General features: G+C 41.9%; 2 protein-coding genes. Both read right to left on the reverse strand.

Annotated features, from left to right (window positions below):
- The coding region (locus tag HMPREF3179_RS12225; RefSeq protein WP_168160353.1) for a hypothetical protein at nucleotides 1-479 on the reverse strand (479 nt) is incomplete at its 3' end.
- Nucleotides 480-565: 86 nt separating this feature from the next.
- Nucleotides 566-1,273, reverse strand: a complete 708-nt coding sequence (locus HMPREF3179_RS04020) for a hypothetical protein (RefSeq protein ID WP_052043670.1) — start codon at nucleotides 1,271-1,273, stop codon at nucleotides 566-568.
- Nucleotides 1,274-1,488: the final 215 nt, after the last annotated feature.

Here is a 1,488-nt window from a genome sequence, read left to right on the forward strand (position 1 = left end):
GGGGGGGGGGGGACTGAGGGGGTTCCACCAATCGGTATATCACCGCCGAATGTTGGTGGGAAATGTACGTTCACATACGGTTTTTTCGGATTGCTATGACTTTCCCATGAGTCCATATACCAGTAGTTTAGACCTATTTGCAACTCAGGTTCCCACGGCTTTATCACTTGACGACCTTGCTCAATCAGTTTGTACTGCTCATTTTGCAAAGCATCCCAATCAACATCACCCGTTTGTTGATTAACGACAACCTTACGAATCCTATCACTGAACTCATTAAGATTCTTTTTGTTACGTGCATTAAGTGCAGGCTTCAAATTTAAATCTAAGGTCTGTGCCATGGCAGCAGGAGAAAAAATCAGTGGGAACCCGGCCCCATACACTAAGGCATATGCAATTGATTTGGATAAAATCTTAGGCTCAAATGTATATACTTCCGTTGACCACGAATTTCTACTGTTATTCGACACATTAGTCATTGTTTCACCTCCATACCTAACTGGTAAAGGAAAGATTGATTAAATGAGTATTGTGCTTTTGCACACAAATCTGATGAAACACCAGCCTATTGACTTACTTGCGTAGTGTTCCAAAGTTCATCACATGAGCCTGCAGATAAAGGTTCAGGGGATAACATACCCGCCTGCGCCATATCAGTCGCCAATAATCGGCTAACATCACGCTGCTCTAAGCATGTCTTGATTTCTTCTATCACAGAAAGCGCTTGATTGACTCGAAACCACTCATACAACATGGTATCCACACGGGAATCCTTAGCGTACAAGCGATTTAAAATTGGATTGTCGTTACTTGCCTCCGCCTGTGTAAGTTGCTGCTCATAAAGAAAATCTTGCGGCGACTTAAGATCTCGTTGTTGTTCAGCTGAGCGCTCCAATGTGATTGGCACTCGACTACTAAGTAGTGATAAATAGCGCTCCCGCTTAAATTCATCACTACGCTTGTTGGCGGCATACCACTCGCGTTGTTGATAGCAAATATGATCACGATACTGATAGGTTGCCGCCGTCTCAGTGCTAGGCTTTAAGGCCAATGTATGCGCATCAATGACTTCTTGACAATAAGCATCAAGGCGAGCAATTTCTCGCCAAATGGTCTTATCTGCTTTTTCCATCATCTGATGAATTGGTAACTCGGTGCGCTTTTGCTCTGTTTGATAATACTTGCTCTGACAAGCTAGTAATAGAGGCAATATCGCAACACTAAGAACGAGTGTGCGTAGTTTATTAAAATAAAGGGAATCACGACTTCTCATCAACACACCCCATGAAAATGAAGGAACAATACAAACAGCAAGAAAAACCGTGTGTGTGGTGAAAGAAAAACTAAATGGCATCAACAACGGTCTGAAGCTGACATCTCATTCAAAATATAGTATTAGATGATTATAGTCTTAAATTGATAAAAATTTATGACTGCACTAAAAATAAATTATTCGTAAGCGTCCGGTGAACTCCGATTGACTTCCGT

The sequence above is a fragment of the Oligella sp. HMSC09E12 genome (assembly GCF_001808505.1).
Taxonomy (GTDB): Bacteria; Pseudomonadota; Gammaproteobacteria; order Burkholderiales; family Burkholderiaceae_B; genus Oligella; species Oligella urethralis.